The 1,114-nt window shown below is 59.7% G+C and carries 1 protein-coding gene; it reads right to left on the bottom strand.

Annotated features, from left to right (window positions below):
- Positions 1-29 precede the first annotated feature (29 nt).
- Entirely contained in the window at positions 30-1,058 is a 1,029-nt protein-coding gene (locus QMX91_RS31205) for an IS30 family transposase (RefSeq protein ID WP_017846207.1), read from the bottom strand.
- Between the last annotated feature and the right edge of the window lie 56 nt (positions 1,059-1,114).

Genomic DNA, 1,114 nt, shown 5'->3' on the forward strand with positions numbered 1-1,114 from the left:
GGCGGTTACAGGAGCTGAGTGCAACACGGTTATTGAATTGAAGCTGGAGCATCATGCCGCATAGCCATAGCTTCCTGCATCACCTCGTCCATAACCTCGATCGGACACTTGAAGTCGAAGCGCTTACGGGGGCGCATGTTCAGTTGCAGTGCGATGGCATCCAGTTCCTCCTGGCTATGCACCGACAAGTCCGTGCCCTTGGGCAGGTACTGGCGGATCAGGCCATTGATGTTTTCGTTACTGCCGCGCTGCCAAGGGCTGTGCGGGTCGCAGAAGTAAATCGCCACCCCGGTCTGCTGGGTGATTTCAGCATGCCGCGCCATTTCTCGGCCCTGGTCGTAGGTCATGCTCTTGCGCATCGCCAGCGGCATGCCATTGAGCGCTGCACTGAAGCCTTCCATCGCCGAGGTCGCCGTCGCGTCGTTCATCTTCACCAGCATCAGGTAGCCACTGGTGCGCTCCACCAGCGTACCTACAGACGAGGCGTTGGCCTTGCCCTTGATCAGGTCGCCTTCCCAATGCCCTGGCATCAGTCGGTCTTCGATCTCCGGCGGACGTACATGAATACTGACCATCTCAGGGATCTGACCGCGCCGATCCACGCCGCCAGAGCGCGGCCTGCGCATCGTCTTGCTTTGGCGCAGGCAGATGATCAGCTCTTTACGCAGCTCGCCGACTGGCAAGGCATAGATCGCGTTATAGATCGTCTCGCGACAGACGTAGGCATCTCTGAGGCTGGGAATATTCATGCTGCGCAGCTTGCCGGCAATCTGCTCGGGAGACAAACGCTCACGCAGCATATGCGCCACCAATTCGAAGCGCTCGCTACCCGGCAACAGCTTTTGCTTCGGTCGACACACCTGACGGCGGGCCTGCATCTGCTGCTGGGCCACGCGGGCCGAGTAGCCGCCACAGGCATCTCGATTGCGGCGCAGCTCCCGGCTGATGGTCGAAGGGGATCGGTTGATCAAGCAGGCAATCCCGCGCAGGCTGAAACCTTGGGCATGACCGATTTGAATGGTGGCGCGCTCTTCAACGCTGAGTTCGGAATAAGACATAGGGACAGCACCGTACCGGAAAGGTCAGGTGTTGCACTCAGTTTTCGCCGCCGCCC

The sequence above is a fragment of the Pseudomonas sp. PS01299 genome (assembly GCF_029960145.1).
Taxonomy (GTDB): domain Bacteria; phylum Pseudomonadota; class Gammaproteobacteria; order Pseudomonadales; family Pseudomonadaceae; genus Aquipseudomonas; species Aquipseudomonas putida_A.